The following is a 13,878-nucleotide window of genomic DNA, read 5'->3' on the forward strand; positions in this document are numbered from 1 at the left end:
GGCTAGGGTGTGTTGAGATTCAGGTGATGCCGGCCTGCAAATGATGGCTTCCTGCGCTTCCGGTGCTCACGTACCCAAAAGTACGCTCCGCTCCGGTTCTCGGAAACCACCATTTTCGACTCGGCCTGACCTGAATCTCAACACCCCTGATGGGTGTCGCCTCACGCAGGAACGGCGCGATTTGGGAACCCAAAGCGCCGCTTCGCATTCAATGGGAGGTGAGGGCCTGACAAGCTGGCGGCGCGTGGGAGGATTTTCCGTGGCCGGCCGCGGAGGGACGTCCATCACCATGAAGTTTTCTCACGCATTCCTGGCGCTCGGCGTCGCCGCCATGCTGGTTGGTACGCCGGCGCGGGCCGTCGAGCTGTCGATGGTGTCGGGCGATACCGGCGACGGCATCAAGGTGCTGCGCGAGATCCTCGACCGTTACGAGAAAGACAGCGGCAACAAGGTCAACATCGTCGTCATGCCGACGTCCGGGACCGACCAGTTCGGCCAGTACCGGCTGTGGCTTGCCGCCGGAAACAGCGACATCGACGTCTACCAGACGGACGTGATCTGGGCGCCGCAGCTCGCCAGCCAGCTCGTCGATTTGACCGCAGCGACCAGGGACATCGTGGCCGAGCATTTCCCGTCGATCATCCAGTCGCAGACCGTCAATGGCAAGCTCGTCGCCTTGCCGATCTTCACCGATGCGCCGGCGCTCTACTACCGCAAGGATCTCCTCGACAAATATGGCGCCAAGGTGCCGGCCACCTGGAAGGAACTGGCGGACACCGCCAGGCTGGTCATGGATAAGGAACGTGCAGCCGGCAATCGGGATATCTGGGGCTTCGTCTTTCAGGGCAACGCCTATGAGGGGCTGACCTGCGACGCGCTCGAATGGGTGATGTCGAATGACGGCGGCCAGATCATCGAGCCGGACGGCTCCATCTCCATCAGCAATCCAAAAGCGGCGGCGGTGCTCGATATGGTCAAGGGCTGGGTTGGGACCATCGCGCCGCCCGGCGTGCTCGCCTACCAGGAAGAGGAATCGCGCGGCGTCTGGCAGACCGGCAACGCGGTGTTCATGCGCAACTGGCCCTATGCCTATGCGCTCGGCAACGGCGAGGGCTCGCCGATCAAGGGCAAGTTCGACGTGGCGCCGCTGCCGGCCGGCACCGGCGAAGGCGCCCGACCGGTCGCGACGTTGGGTGGCTGGAACCTCGCGGTCTCCAAATATTCGAAGCATCCGGATGCCGCGATCGAACTGGTCAAGTTCATCGCTTCGCCCGCGATGCAGAAATACCGCGCGCTGAAGACGTCCAATCTGCCGACCATCCAGGCGCTGTATGACGATGCCGACATCGCCAGGCAACACCCGATTATTCCGCGCTGGAAGCAGATCTTTCTCAATGCGGTGCCGCGCCCCTCGGCCGCCACCAGGATCAAATACAACGAGGCGTCGAGCCAGTTCTGGAACGCCGTTCACAACACTCTCTCGGGCGACGGCACTGCCGCCGACAATCTAGCCGACCTCGAAGCGACGCTGACCAAGCTGAAGGGCCGAGGCTGGTGACGATACTGGGACAGCCGGCCGGCGGGACCGCAGCGAGCGGAGCGAGATGACAGGGATGAAACCGGAAACAGCCAAGGCCGCGCACGCGCCGTTGAGGGCACAGCGCGTTCGCTCGGCGTGGCTTTTCCTGGCGCCAATGCTTCTGGTGCTCGCCGCGGCGGCCGGCTGGCCGCTTGCCCGCACGGTCTATTTCAGCTTCACCGACGCCTCGCTGGCCGATCTCGACGCGCGCCAATGGGTCGGCTTCGCCAATTACTTTTCGGTACTTCACATGCCAAGCGGCCGGACCCTCTATGACGGGTTGCTGGTCGACCCTGTCTGGTGGCGTGCCGTCTGGAACACGGTGCGGTTCACCCTCATTTCGGTGACCTGCGAGACCATCCTCGGCACCATCGTTGCCCTGGTTCTCAACGCCGAATTCCCAGGCCGCGGCATCGTCAGGGCGGCGATCCTGATCCCCTGGGCGATCCCGACGATCGTCTCGGCGAAGATGTGGCAATGGATGCTCAACGACCAGTTCGGCATCATCAATGTGGTGCTGCTCAATCTTGGCCTGATCAGCACCAAGATCGCCTGGACGGCTAACGCCGACACCGCGATGGCGGCGGTCCTCATCGTCGATATCTGGAAGGCGACGCCATTCATGACGCTGCTCATCCTGGCCGCGCTGCAGATGCTGCCGAGGGAGATCATCGAGGTCGCCAGGCTCGACGGCGCCAACCCCTGGCAGATCTTCTGGCGGGTGACCTTGCCGCTGATCCGCCCCGCGCTGTTGGTGGCGGTGATCTTCCGCGCGCTCGATGCGCTGCGTATCTTCGACCTGGTCTATGTGCTGACACCCAACAATGTGCACACCAAGTCGATGTCGGTGTTCGCCCGCGAGAACCTGTTCGAGTTCGACAAGTTCGCCTATGGCTCCGCCGCCTCGACCCTGCTCTTCCTCATTCTCGCTCTGCTTACCATCGTCACCATCCGGATCGGCCGGATCAGCCTGGACGGGGACCGCTGAGATGTGGATCGTGAAGCGCACGGCCTTTTACCTGCTGGTCGGGGCAATCGTCTTCGTCGCGGTGTTCCCGTTCTATTACGCGATCGTCACCAGCCTGAAATCCGGGACCGATCTGTTCCGGGCTGATCTGTGGCCAACGACGATCAGTTTCGCCAATTACCGGAATGTGCTGATCGAGGGCGCCTTCGTGCGCAACCTCGCGAACTCGCTCTTCGTCTCCGGCGCAGTCGTCGCGCTGTCGCTGTTGCTCGGCGTCACATCAGCCTACGCGCTGGCGCGCATTCGATTCCGCGGCCGCTCGGCCCTGCTGTTCATCATCCTGTCGGTGTCGATGTTCCCGCAGGTGGCGCTGCTGGCCGGGCTGTTCGAACTGGTCCGCATCTTCGGCCTCTACAATTCGCTGTTCGCGCTGATCTTCTCCTACATGATCTTCACCTTGCCGTTCACCGTCTGGGTGCTCACCACCTTCGTCCGCGACCTGCCGGTCGAGGTCGAGGAGGCGGCGATCCTCGACGGCGCCACGCCGTGGATCATCGTCACCCGGGTCTTCCTGCCGCTGATGTGGCCGGCGCTGGCGACCACCGGCCTGCTGGCCTTCATCGGTGCGTGGAACGAGTTCCTGTTTGCCCTGACCTTCACCTCCAACAACGCACAGCGGACCGTGCCGGTCGCGATCGCGCTGCTCTCCGGCAACTCGCAGTTCGAGATCCCCTGGGGCAACATCATGGCGGCCTCGGTGATCGTCACGGTGCCGCTGGTGGTGCTGGTGCTGATCTTCCAGCGCAAGATCGTCTCCGGCCTGACCGCCGGCGGGGTCAAGGGGTGAGGAGCGGTCAGCGTAGTGCGGACCGTTGTCAGATGTCCGGCGCGTTGCCGATCTTCTGCTTGAGATCAAGCGCCCAGGTGCGGCCTTCATCGCCGCCCCACAGCAGCCAGGCGATGTAGCCGGCCGAAGGGTTCTGCTCATTGCCGTAGTTCCTGCCGCGCTTGTCGACCTCGTGGCGGGCGAAATAGCTGACCATGCGGCGAATGGTGGAGGGCGCGAGCTTTTCCCGGTTCTTCAGTTCGGTGGCGCGGGCGACGCCGATCTCGGTGCCGCCGCGGCCGAATTCTCCGCGCAGTCTGAGGCCCTTGGCGGCATTGTCGGCCACCACTTGCGGGCAGCGCAGATCGGTCTCGTCGTCGTGCATTTCGTCCCCCGGATCACGCTGCCCGAACAGGGATTACGACATATCACCATGCGCAATAAATGTCGGAGCCGATCACCGCCAAACGTCCTTGGGTCGCAGAGCAACCGCGCCGGGACGCCGGCGCCGCGACTTGAAGGAGCCGATCATGATCACCTTTCCCAACGAATCCGCGAAATACCGCACCGCGCGCGAAAAATTGCTGAAGAAGGAAATCGAGCTGCGCCGCGCCATGGAAGAGGTCGCCGACGCCCGGCGCGCGCTGCCGCCGGGCGGGCTGATCCGCCAGGACTATGAATTCGACGCACTGGATGCCCACGGCAAGCCCGCGAAGACAAGGCTGTCGGAGCTGTTCGCGCCCGGCAAGGACAGCCTGATCCTCTACGACATGATGTTCCCGCGCCACCCGCAGGAGAAGCGCGATGTGGCGACCAGCGGCGGCACGGCGAAGCTCGCCCGACCGGACCAGCCATGTCCGTCCTGCACGGCATTGCTCGATCAGTTCGACGGCGCGGTCGGGCATCTCCAGGCGGCCGGCTTCAATTTCGCGGTGGTGGGCAAGACCGGGCTCGAAAACCTGGTCACGCTCGGTCGAGATCGGGGCTGGCGCAACATGCGGCTGGTGTCTTCGGCGGCCAACAGCTTCAAGCGCGACTACAATGCGGAGGCGGCCGACGGCTCACAGATCCCGCTGCTGTCGGTGTTTCACCGCGACCCCGACGGCATACGCCATTTCTGGAGTTCGGAACTGGATTTCGCACCGACGGAGCCCGGTCAGGATCCGCGTGGCCTCGGCACCTGCGAAACGCTTTGGAACCTGATGGATTTCACGCCTGAAGGCCGCCCGAACTGGAACGAGCAGCTGCAATATGGCGAGGCTTGCTGCCACTGAAAGGTAGCTCTGGTCAGCCGCCGCGTCAGTTCGGATGGCTTTGAGGAACATGAGTCGCATTGGCGAATGAGGGGAGCGACGAGCGTTCGAGTCAGGCACGGATATAGCGGGGCGATCGAGGCGACACGCGCAGGCTTCTTCCTCATGAGCTGCAACCGGAGTGCCCAAGCGACGTTGGAGTGTCCGAGGGACAAATTCCAACCGGAGACATGCCATGAAGACGCTTACCCTTCTGACCGCAGCAGCATTGCTTGCCGGCGCGCCGGCCTTTGCCCAGTCGAACACGACCGCCACGACCACGCCGCTCGCCGCCACGACGAAGGTCGACACTTCGACCTTCATCAAGACGGTGCCGAGCGCCAATGAGTTCGAGATCCAGTCCAGCAAGCTCGCCGAGCAACAGGCAACCGACGCCGACGTCAAGGCGTTCGCCAAACAGATGATCGCCGATCACACCAAGGCCGGCGAGGAATTCAAGGCGGCGCTTGCCCAGGGCCAGACAACCTCGGCCACCGCACCGTCCGGTCCGGCCCTGCAGCCCAAGGAGCAAAAGATGCTCGATGAGCTGAAGAGTGCCAGCGGCGATCAATTCCAGGCCAAATACATCGAGATGCAGACCAACGCTCACAAGGAAGCCGTCGCGCTGTTCAGCGGCTATGCGAAATCCGGCGACGACCCGGCAATGAAGGAATTCGCCAAGAAAACCCTGCCGACGCTGCAGATGCACGAAAAACACGTGAAGGAACTGGCCGCCGCGCATCAGGGGTGAGGGCGGTTCACTATGGCGCCCCCCTCTGTCCTGCCCGGCAGGACAGAGGGGGGCGCCGTAGAGCGCTACGATGGAAGCCAGCCCGCTTGGCCAACCAACACCACAATGTGGCCCTGTGCCTTAAGGACGGCACGCCCTACCGATCAAGGCTGAGCGGCGCTCAGGTCGACCTGATCTGCTCGACCGCGGTCACCAGCAGGGTTTCCATGGCGGTGCGTATCTGGGCATCCGACAGAGAAATACCTGCCGCGTCGAAGTCGGCGCGGACCTTGCGGAACACATCGTTGTCGCCGGCCTCTTCGAAATCCGCGTGCACGACTTCCTTGGCATAGGCGTCGGCGTCAGCACCGGATTTGCCGAGCTGTTCGGCGGCCCACAGGCCGAGCAGCTTGTTGCGGCGCGCCATGGCCCTGAACTTCGTTTCCTCGTCCATCGCAAACTTCTTTTCGAAGCCTTCCTGACGGTCTCTCATGCTGCTCATGTTCGCCTCGTTTCCGATGGGAGTCCGATCTTCAGCCCAGGGGAAGAACGGCCAGGAAAGAGAGAGTGGCGCGCATGGGTGTCATTAACAAGGCGTCATGCCGGCGATTGGGCGGGCGCTTGGCGGTCCAGTCTTTCGCTCGATATGATTTGACGTTGCCGCGCCGTGTCCTACTCTCAAGTGCCTGCGGGATGAACCGAGGAGACGAGCGATGCAGTTCAAGGCAATTCGCAGCGTCACGCTGACGGCGGCCGTGATGCTTGCCGCCGGCACCGCGGCCTATGCCCATCACGGCTGGTCGTGGACACAGGATGGGTTTTTCGAACTCAAGGGCAAGATCACGGCCATCTATATCGGCAATCCGCACGCCACGCTGGATGTCGACGCCGAGGGTGAGGCCTGGCGGGTGGAGATGGCGCCGCCATCACGCACCATCGCCGCCGGCTTCACGGAGGAGGTGGCCAAGGTCGGCGACGAGGTGACCGCGATCGGCAACCGCTCGGTGGAGGCGAGCGAAAAGCGCATGAAAGCTGTCCGCGTCATCGTCGGCGGGAAAACCTATGATGTCTATCCCGACCGAGTGCCGCCGGCGTAAATGGCCGAGTTCCTCGCCGGCATTGAGCATCTTGCGTTGGCGCGGTGGCTGAAGGCTTCCTTCGTCGCCTATCCCATAGTCAATGCGCTCCACATCATGTCGATCGGTGCGCTGCTGACCAGCGTCGTTCTCATGGACCTCAGGATCTGCGGCGCCTTCCGTTCGCTGCCGCAAGCCGCATTCGTCGCGCTGCTGCGCCGCATTGCATTAAGTGCGTTCGCGGGTGCGCTCGTCACAGGCTCGCTGCTGTTTTCGGTCAAGGCGGGCACCTATGCGGCGATGCCGGTTTTCCTCGCCAAGATGGCACTCATCCTTCTCGCCGGCGTCAATTTCCTCGCCTTCATGCGCTTGCGCCGCGCAACAGGCGGCGACGAGCTGGCCGGCGGAACCGCTCTCGCCGTGCTCTCGATGCTGCTGTGGACGTCCGTGCTTTTCGCCGGACGGTTCATCGGTTTTCTTTAGCTCAGCATCTTCCTTCTCCCCCTGTGGGAGAAGGTGTCGCCGAAGGCGACGGATGAGGGGTGTTCCAGGGAACGCCAACGTCTCACTCCGCTGGAACACCCCTCAACCGTCTCGGCGCTGACGCGCCGATCCACCTTCTCCCACAGGGGGAGAAGGGAAGAACGGCGCTCTGGCGTTCCGCCCGTGCCGGGATAAGCTCCCTGCAACTCAGGGAGAACTGCCATGAAAAAAGAAATCATCGAAGTGCCCGTCATGTCGGCCAAGGTGCGGGCGCTCGGGCTGCCGTGCTCGACAGCGGTGAAGGCCAACGGCTTCGTGTTCATCTCGGCGACGCCGCCGGTGGACATGGTGACCGGCGAGATGGTGCGCGGCGACATCGAGGTGCAGACCGAGGCGTCGCTGAAGGCGCTGAAACATTGCCTGGAAGCGGCCGGCACCTCGCTGGACAATGTGGTGATGGTGCGCATCTACGCCGTCAATTCCGGCTTCTACAACGCTATCAACCGGGTCTATGCCAGGTACTTCAGCGAGAACCCGCCGGCGCGGAGTTTTGTGCCGGTGGCTTCATGGCCGATGGAGTTTGATATCGAGATCGAGTGTGTGGCGGTGGCGTGAGAAGTGGCGGAAGTTCACCGGCGCCGAGTTCTATTTCTGCTTTCATTGACGCAACGAAATTGATGTGTCAAAGTTGGGGCATGATTCCCGACAATGACCGTCAAGCCAGTTTACTAAATGCGAGAATAGAACGCGTCATAGCGAGCTTGAAGTCGCTCGACGGTTGGGACGCGCTTCGAACTGGCATCGAACTGTCCGTAATAGAGCTTCGTAAGAAAAGCCTCCGTGAAACTCTGAATCGCTTGCGGTCGGACGTGTCTGCGTATGCTGGCATTCGATCGGGCGAGATTAAGACCTTCAATGCGACACAGGTCGAGGGCTTGCCAGACATACTGAAGCGGGCAAGGCTAGCTCGGGGTTTAACACAGCGTCAGTTTGCGGAATTGCTGGGACTTAAGGAGCAGCAGATCCAGAGGTACGAGGCAGAAAACTACGCCACTGTTAGCCTCCGCAGACTTTATGATTTATTCCACGTTCTGAACGTGAGTATCAAAATCGAGGCAAACCTTGAAGCGGGCCTTGTTGAACTGGTTAGCAGAGGACCAATAGAGCTAAACAAATTACCCTATAAAGAAATGTTGCGGCGGCAATGGATTCGACCCGATATCAGCGAACCTGAAGATGTTGAGGTTGCAGCGCAAAGATACGTGGTTCAAAGTATCGGCGAGAATTGGAGCAATTTTCTCCACCGGCAGGTAGTGAGAGCGAATTCCTTGCCTGACAGCCAGGCGCTTCTTGCCTGGCACGCTCGAGTTTGCGAGATCGCACGCACAAAAAAGAAGAACCTAAAAGGAGATTTCTTTTCGTTAGATTTGGATTGGGTCCGACGGCTTGTGGAGCTGTCAAAATTCGACGACGGCCCCCGACAGGCGGTTGATTACCTTTTGAGTATTGGTGTTATTGTGGTAATTGAGCCGCATTTAGAAAAGACCCATTTGGATGGCGCTGCCACTATATTGGATGGTGATACCCCGGTAATCGGGCTGACACTAAGATTCGATAGGCTAGACAATTTTTGGTTTGTCTTGATGCATGAGCTTGGTCACCTCGTTTTGCATGCGCAATTTGATGATGCGGTCGCTTTCTTTGATAGTGATGAAATTGGCGTTGAAAAAGGAAAGGAATCGGAGGCTGACAATTTTGCTAGAAGCACTCTGATTGCAGACGAGAAGTGGAAAACCTCTCTTGTCCGTTTCGCCAAATCACCTGATGCTGTTAAATCGTTCGCGACAGCAAATGGACTATCTCCCGCAATTGTGGCTGGTAGGATACGCAGAGAACGAAACGATTTTACTATTTTCAGTGAACTTGTAGGGCAGGGCAGCGTTCGAAGGCAGTTTGGTTTTTAACGGAGACGACTTCGGTGATAAAACTGCAGCGCAGATTGTTATTCGTTTATAGGATGAAATTTAAGTTTGGAGAGTACGTTGGCCTATCTCGCCTTCGCTCGCGGGATTTGGACGACATGCTCCCCCATCTATCATTGCCAATGCCCAACGACTGGGATCATGAGGACAAGCGCAAGCTTTCGCTCGATGAGTGTCAGTCGAAATTTGCAGATCGACTGTCAAAGCACCTTCGCAAGCGGCCTGCCGTAATTGACAGCCATCGCTTTGACCAAGATGATGAATTTAAGACGGCGTCACCTCATCCAATTAGAGAATTCGCAGAACGAGCACGTCTTCTAGGTTGTTGCATTATACCGGCAATTACCGTCGAGCCGAGCGGTGCATTGACTGTCGCTGTTCGGGAAATTGTAAGGCGGAATCAATCTGGAATTGTTCTCAAGCTTGCCCTGGGCGACCTGGAGGACTCTAGATTGGGAGAGAAGGTCGATACAGTTCTTGGTGGGGTCGGTGTCTCTGCCAAAGACGCTATGCTTTGTATCGACCTTGGCGAATTCGAAATCGAAAACCCAGAAGAGGTTGCTGAGGCACTTTCGTTTCAAATAGCAGCCGTGCCTTATCTTCAGGACTGGGCGCATGTCTATATTACGGTTGGAACGTTTTCCGCTGAGATAGCAAAGATTGGATTTAATTCAACAAAGTCGATTGAGCGCGGAGAATGGGAATTATATCACGCTCTCATGAGTCGCTCCGATTTGCCGAGGCGTGTGGTTTACGCTGACTATGGAATTGAGAATCCTAACTTCTTGCGTAATCCTCAACACTCGCGGGCCAGTGCGCACATCAGATATACGCTCGATAAGGGGAGCCTCATTTCAAAAGGAGGCTCAATTCCAAAGATGAGCTTCGCAGCGATTCGCGCAGCAGCAAAAAGTATTGTGGATCACCCTCAATACGACGGTCCTGCGTATTCGTTTGGCGATGCCTTCATCAAAAAGATCTCCGATGGACAGGCAGTTGGAAACCCCTCTTATTGGCGAGCTGCCGGGGTTGCGCATCACGCAACAAAGATCCTGGAGCAAGTGCGTTCGATGTTTGGCCTGACGGTCAGAGAAGATCAACCGGAGACGCAGAGACAAGAACAGTTGTTCTGACCTGCCAGGTCCGCTTGGCGTCTGCTAGAAGGGCCGAGCAGATAGGATCGCACCGTTAGCGGGACAGCGCCCCCCTCTGGCCTGCCGGCCATCTCCCCCTCAAGTGGGGAGATCGGCCAATCACCTCACGCAAAATACTCCTGTAGCGGCCTGACCTCCAGGCTCCCCGCCTTCAGCGCCGCAATCGCCTCCGCCACAGCAGCCGCACCCGACAGCGTGGTGTAATACGGCACCTTCTGCATCAGCGTGGCGCGGCGCAGCGACTTGGAGTCCGACACCGCCTTCTGGCCATCCGTGGTGTTGAAGACGATCTGCACCTGGCGGTTGCGGATGGCGTCTTCGATATGCGGGCGGCCTTCCAGAACCTTGTTGATCTTCTGGGCGTCGACGCCGTTTTCGGCGAGGAAGCGGGCGGTGCCTGAGGTCGCCAGCACCTTGAAGCCGAGGCCGGCGAGGCGCTTGACCGCCGGCAGGATGCCTTTCTTGTCCTCGTCGCGCACCGAGACGAACAGCGTGCCGGAGCGCGGCAGGTCGACGCCGGCGCCCAGCTGGCTCTTGGCGAAGGCCAGCGCGAAGTCGCGGTCGAGGCCCATGACCTCGCCGGTCGAGCGCATTTCCGGTCCGAGCAATATGTCGACGCCAGGGAAGCGGGCGAAGGGGAAGACGGCTTCCTTGACCGCGATGTGGCCGGGGTTCCTGGGGTCGGGCATGGCGCCGTAATGGGCGAAGGCGTCTTCCAGTTTTTCGCCGGCCATGATGCGGGCGGCGATTTTCGCGATCGGCCGCCCGATGGTCTTGGCGACAAAGGGCACGGTGCGTGACGCGCGCGGGTTGACCTCCAGCACATAGACCGTGCCGTCCTTGATCGCGTACTGCACGTTCATCAGGCCGCCGACATTGAGCGCGCGGGCAAGGGCTGCCGTCTGGCGCTCCAGCTCGTCGACCAGTTCGGAAGGCAGCGAGTGCACCGGCAGCGAGCAGGCTGAGTCGCCCGAATGGATGCCGGCTTCCTCGATGTGCTCTAAAATGCCGGAGACGAAGGTCGCCTTGCCGTCGCAGAGGCAGTCGACATCGACCTCGATGGCGCCGGATAGGTAGGTGTCGAACAGCAGCGGGTTCTTGCCCAGCAGCGTGTTGATCTGGCCGGTCTTGTCGTTGGGGTATTTCTGCTTGATGTCCTCCGGCACCAGGCCGGGCACGGTGTCGAGCAGATAGGTCTGCAGCATGCCCTCGTCATGGATGATCTGCATGGCGCGGCCGCCGAGCACATAGGATGGGCGCACCACCAGGGGGAAGCCGAGCTCGCCGGCAACCAGGCGAGCCTGCTCGACCGAATAGGCGATGCCGTTCTTCGGCTGGCTGAGGTTGAGCTTGTGCAGCAGCTTCTGGAAGCGGTCGCGGTCTTCGGCCAGATCGATCATGTCGGGCGAGGTGCCGAGGATGGGGATGCCGGCCTTCTCCAGCGCATCCGCCAGCTTCAGCGGCGTCTGGCCGCCAAACTGCACGATAACGCCGATCAGTTCGCCCGAGGCCTGCTCGGCGCGCAGGATCTCCAGCACGTCTTCCGCCGTCAGCGGCTCGAAATAGAGCCGGTCCGAGGTGTCGTAGTCGGTCGAGACCGTCTCCGGGTTGCAGTTGATCATGATCGCTTCATAGCCGGCGTCGCGCAGTGCGAAGGCGGCGTGGCAGCAGCAATAGTCGAACTCGATGCCCTGGCCGATGCGGTTGGGGCCGCCGCCGAGGATGACGACCTTCTTGCGCGACGAGACCTGTGCCTCGTTGGCCAGCGCGCCGGCGAACGGCACTTCATAGGACGAGTACATGTAGGCGGTGGGCGAGGCGAACTCGGCCGCACAAGTGTCGATGCGTTTATAAACCGGATGAACGTCGAGCTTTTCGCGAGCTTTCTGAATCACTTCGGCGTCGGTCTTCGTCAGCGACGCGAGGCGGGCATCGGAGAAACCCATGGCCTTCAGCATGCGCAGGTTGACGGCGTCCTCGGGAATGCCGTGCTCGCGGATGCGGGCTTCCATGGCGACGATGCCGGCGATCTGTTCGAGGAACCACGGGTCGATCTTGCACATGGCGTGCACGTCTTCCAGCGAGGTGCCCATGCGGATCGCCTGCGCCACCATGCGCAGCCGGTCGGGCGTCGGCGTGCCGAGCGCCGCACGAATGGCGTTGCGGTCGTCGGCATGGTTGGCGGAACCGAGGCCCCCATGGCTGAGACCGGGGATCTCGATCTCGTCCAAACCGGTGAGGCCGGTTTCAAGTCCACGCAGTGCCTTCTGCAGCGATTCCTGGAAGGTGCGGCCGATGGCCATGACTTCGCCGACCGACTTCATGGCGGTGGTCAGCACCGGCTCGGCGCCGGGGAATTTCTCGAAGGCGAAACGCGGGATCTTCGTGACGACGTAATCGATGCTCGGTTCGAACGAGGCTGGCGTCGCGCCGCCGGTGATGTCGTTCTCCAGCTCGTCCAGCGTGTAGCCGACGGCGAGCTTTGCGGCGATCTTGGCGATCGGGAAACCGGTCGCCTTGGAGGCCAGGGCCGACGAACGCGAGACGCGCGGGTTCATCTCGATGACGACGAGGCGGCCATCGGCCGGGTTGACGGCGAACTGTACGTTGGAGCCGCCGGTCTCGACGCCGATCTCGCGCAGCACCGCGATCGAGGCGTTGCGCATCATCTGGTATTCTTTGTCGGTCAGCGTCAGGGCAGGGGCGACGGTGATCGAGTCGCCCGTATGCACGCCCATCGGGTCGATGTTCTCGATCGAGCAGACGATGATGCAATTGTCCGCTCTGTCGCGGACGACCTCCATCTCATACTCCTTCCAGCCGAGCACGCTCTCCTCGATCAGCACTTCGGTGGTCGGCGAGGCGTCGAGGCCGGACTGGACGATCTCGTAGAATTCGGCGCGGTTGTAGGCGATGCCGCCGCCGGTGCCGCCCATGGTGAAGGATGGGCGGATGATGGCCGGCAGGCCGACATGGTCGAGCGCCTGGGCGGCGATCGCCATGCCATGGCTGATATAGCGCTGCTTGCGGTCGCCTTCGCCGAGGTTCCAGCGAGTTTCCAAGGCGTCGAGCGCGGCGTCGAGATCGGCCGGCTTCTCGGCCTTGAGCGCCGCGCGCTCGGCCTCATGCGTCTTGCGGTCGGTGTTCTTGACGTCGGTGGCGTTGGCCAGCATCGACTTCGGCGTTTCCAGGCCGATCTTCTTCATCGCCTCGCGAAACAGCGCGCGGTCCTCGGCCTTGTCGATGGCGGTAGCATCGGCGCCGATCATCTCGACATTGTAGCGCTCGAGCACGCCCATGCGGCGCAGCGACAGAGCGGTGTTGAGCGCGGTCTGGCCGCCCATGGTCGGCAGCAGCGCGTCGGGCCGCTCCTTGGCGATGATCTTGGCCACCACTTCAGGCGTGATCGGCTCGATATAGGTGGCGTCGGCCAGTTCCGGGTCGGTCATGATGGTGGCCGGGTTGGAATTGACCAGGATGACGCGGAAGCCTTCCTCTTTCAGCGCCTTGCAGGCCTGCGTGCCGGAATAGTCGAACTCGCAGGCCTGGCCGATGACGATGGGGCCGGCCCCGATGATCAGGATCGACTTGATGTCAGTGCGTCTTGGCATGTCAAAGGTCCGTTCGGCGGGCGGCTTGCACAAAAAACCGGGACGGGAAGACCCGGCCGGTTGTGCTCGCGATTCTGGTATCAGGCTAGGAGGGCCTTATAGGGAAGAGTTTTGACTGATGTAACCCCGAAAATGCGAGGTAGGGGAATAGGGGAGTAGGGGAGTAGGGGAGTAGGGG

Annotated in this window: 13 protein-coding genes; 10 read left to right on the top strand and 3 right to left on the bottom strand. The window is 61.1% G+C overall.

The window, feature by feature from the left end; translation table 11 throughout:
• Positions 1–289: 289 nt before the first annotated feature.
• The 3 genes from EN955_RS29510 to EN955_RS29520 are packed head-to-tail and all read left to right on the top strand — an operon-like array spanning position 290 to position 3,393.
• Complete coding sequence (locus EN955_RS29510; RefSeq protein ID WP_024504137.1) at positions 290–1,558, top strand: ABC transporter substrate-binding protein; 1,269 nt, start codon at positions 290–292, stop codon at positions 1,556–1,558.
• A gap of 46 nt (positions 1,559–1,604) precedes the next feature.
• Complete coding sequence (locus EN955_RS29515) at positions 1,605–2,567, top strand: sugar ABC transporter permease (protein WP_024504136.1); 963 nt, start codon at positions 1,605–1,607, stop codon at positions 2,565–2,567.
• A 1-nt stretch (position 2,568) separates the two neighbouring features.
• Complete coding sequence (locus tag EN955_RS29520) at positions 2,569–3,393, top strand: carbohydrate ABC transporter permease (protein ID WP_024504135.1); 825 nt, start codon at positions 2,569–2,571, stop codon at positions 3,391–3,393.
• Positions 3,394–3,421: 28 nt separating this feature from the next.
• On the opposite strand, the gene EN955_RS29525 is transcribed toward EN955_RS29520, so the two are convergent.
• A complete protein-coding gene (locus EN955_RS29525; protein ID WP_024504134.1) occupies positions 3,422–3,757 on the bottom strand; it encodes a hypothetical protein in 336 nt (111 codons plus the stop codon).
• Between the two features lie 145 nt (positions 3,758–3,902).
• Between EN955_RS29525 and EN955_RS29530 the strand changes: the two genes are divergently transcribed.
• Together EN955_RS29530 and EN955_RS29535 are read left to right on the top strand one after the other, a co-directional pair.
• Positions 3,903–4,646 carry a DUF899 family protein gene (locus EN955_RS29530; protein ID WP_032899379.1) on the top strand — a complete coding sequence of 248 codons (744 nt, stop codon included), beginning with the start codon at positions 3,903–3,905 and terminating at the stop codon, positions 4,644–4,646.
• Positions 4,647–4,860: 214 nt separating this feature from the next.
• Complete coding sequence (locus tag EN955_RS29535; RefSeq protein WP_024504132.1) at positions 4,861–5,415, top strand: DUF4142 domain-containing protein; 555 nt, start codon at positions 4,861–4,863, stop codon at positions 5,413–5,415.
• 160 nt (positions 5,416–5,575) lie between these two features.
• On the opposite strand, the gene EN955_RS29540 is transcribed toward EN955_RS29535, so the two are convergent.
• Positions 5,576–5,896: a DUF1476 domain-containing protein gene (locus EN955_RS29540; RefSeq protein WP_024504131.1), complete on the bottom strand. Its 321-nt coding sequence runs from the start codon at positions 5,894–5,896 to the stop codon at positions 5,576–5,578.
• 211 nt (positions 5,897–6,107) lie between these two features.
• Here EN955_RS29540 and EN955_RS29545 point away from each other — a divergent pair, with 211 nt between their 5' ends.
• The 5 genes from EN955_RS29545 to EN955_RS29565 all read left to right on the top strand — a co-directional run bounded on the left by EN955_RS29545 (position 6,108) and on the right by EN955_RS29565 (position 10,068).
• Positions 6,108–6,491 carry a DUF6152 family protein gene (locus tag EN955_RS29545; protein WP_024504130.1) on the top strand — a complete coding sequence of 128 codons (384 nt, stop codon included), beginning with the start codon at positions 6,108–6,110 and terminating at the stop codon, positions 6,489–6,491.
• Positions 6,492–6,953, top strand: a complete 462-nt coding sequence (locus tag EN955_RS29550; protein WP_024504129.1) for a hypothetical protein — start codon at positions 6,492–6,494, stop codon at positions 6,951–6,953. It begins immediately after the preceding gene.
• 222 nt (positions 6,954–7,175) lie between these two features.
• A complete protein-coding gene (locus EN955_RS29555) occupies positions 7,176–7,568 on the top strand; it encodes a RidA family protein (protein ID WP_024504128.1) in 393 nt (130 codons plus the stop codon).
• A gap of 80 nt (positions 7,569–7,648) precedes the next feature.
• Entirely contained in the window at positions 7,649–8,917 is a 1,269-nt protein-coding gene (locus tag EN955_RS29560; protein WP_024504127.1) for an XRE family transcriptional regulator, read from the top strand.
• A gap of 14 nt (positions 8,918–8,931) precedes the next feature.
• Positions 8,932–10,068: a beta family protein gene (locus EN955_RS29565; RefSeq protein ID WP_024504126.1), complete on the top strand. Its 1,137-nt coding sequence runs from the start codon at positions 8,932–8,934 to the stop codon at positions 10,066–10,068.
• Between the two features lie 125 nt (positions 10,069–10,193).
• On the opposite strand, the gene carB is transcribed toward EN955_RS29565, so the two are convergent.
• Positions 10,194–13,700, bottom strand: coding sequence for a carbamoyl-phosphate synthase large subunit (gene carB / locus EN955_RS29570; RefSeq protein ID WP_024504125.1), 3,507 nt, complete (start codon positions 13,698–13,700; stop codon positions 10,194–10,196).
• Positions 13,701–13,878 lie beyond the last annotated feature (178 nt).

The sequence above is a fragment of the Mesorhizobium sp. M7A.F.Ca.CA.001.04.2.1 genome (assembly GCF_003998485.1).
Classification (GTDB): domain Bacteria; phylum Pseudomonadota; class Alphaproteobacteria; order Rhizobiales; family Rhizobiaceae; genus Mesorhizobium; species Mesorhizobium ciceri.